1 protein-coding gene is annotated in these 1,398 nt (G+C 71.2%); it reads left to right on the top strand.

Annotated features, from left to right (window positions below; genetic code table 11):
- Nucleotides 1-1,374 (top strand): helicase HerA-like domain-containing protein (locus tag CCN33_RS12850; protein WP_086693763.1); only part of this gene is annotated, 1,374 nt, incomplete at its 5' end.
- Between the last annotated feature and the right edge of the window lie 24 nt (nt 1,375-1,398).

The following is a 1,398-nucleotide window of genomic DNA, read 5'->3' as shown; positions in this document are numbered from 1 at the left end:
GGCGCCACCGGCACCGGCAAGACCAAGACGCTCCAGCTCGTCGCCGAGCAACTCTCCGCCCAGGGCGTCCCGGTGTTCCTCGCGGACGTCAAGGGCGACCTCTCCGGCATCGCCCGGCCCGGCCAGGGCGGGGACCGGGTGAGCACACGCGCGGCTCAGACCGGTCAGAGCTGGTCGGCCGAGGGCTTCCCGGTGGAGTTCCTGGCGCTCGGCGGGATCGGTCACGGCATCCCGGTGCGGGCCACCGTCACCAGCTTCGGGCCCGTGCTGCTCTCCAAGGTGCTGGGCCTGAACCGTACTCAGGAGCAGTCCCTCGGCCTGATCTTCCACTACGCCGACACCAAGGGCCTGGAGCTGATCGACCTCAAGGACCTCCGCGCGGTCGTCGCCTTCCTCACCTCCGACGAGGGCAAGCCCGAACTGAAGGACATCGGCGGCCTGTCCACCGCCACGGCCGGGGTGATCCTGCGTTCGCTGACCGCCTTCGAGGCGCAGGGCATGGCGGACTTCTTCGGCGAGCCCGAGTTCGACACCGCCGACCTGCTGCGCCTCGCGCCGGACGGGCGGGGCCTGGTCTCCGTACTGGAGCTGCCCGCGGTGCAGGAAAAGCCGCAGTTGTTCTCCACGTTCCTGATGTGGCTGCTGGCCGACCTCTTCCACGATCTGCCCGAGGTGGGGGACACCGACAAGCCGAAGCTGGTGTTCTTCTTCGACGAGGCGCATCTGCTCTTCCACGGCGCCTCGGCCGCGTTCCTGGACGCCGTCACGCAGACCGTGCGGCTGATCCGGTCCAAGGGCGTCGGCGTCTTCTTCGTGACCCAGACCCCGAAGGACGTCCCCTCCGACGTGCTCGGCCAGCTCGGCAACCGCGTCCAGCACGCCCTGCGCGCCTTCACCCCGGACGACCAGAAGGCGCTGAAGGCGACCGTGAAGACCTTCCCCGACTCCCCGTACGACCTGGAGGAACTGCTCACCGGGCTCGGCACCGGCGAGGCCGTGATCACGGTGCTCAGCGAGAACGGCGCCCCCACCCCGGTCGCCGCCACCCGGCTGCGCGCCCCGGAGTCCCTGATGGGCCCGCTGGACGCGGCCGAGCTGGACCGGGCGGTGCGGGAATCGCCGCTCCACGGACGTTATGCACAGGCTGTGGACCGCGAGTCGGCGTACGAGAAACTGACGGCGGCCCAGGCCCAGGCCCGGCCTCCCGCCGAGCCGCCCGGAACCAAGCGGAAGAAGGCGCCGGCCGAGGAACCCTCGCTGGTGGAACAGGTCGTCGGCAGCGGGATGTTCCGGTCGCTGGCGCGCTCGGTGGGCACGCAGCTCGGCCGGGAGATCACCCGTTCGCTGTTCGGCACGGCCAGGCGGGGGAGGTAGCCCGCCCCCGCCTGGCCGTGCCGA

Origin of the sequence: Streptomyces recifensis, assembly GCF_002154615.1 — a bacterium.
Taxonomy (GTDB): Bacteria; Actinomycetota; Actinomycetes; order Streptomycetales; family Streptomycetaceae; genus Streptomyces; species Streptomyces griseoluteus.
Note: the sequence above shows the minus strand (reverse complement) of the source record. Positions and strands in the feature narration are given on the sequence as shown.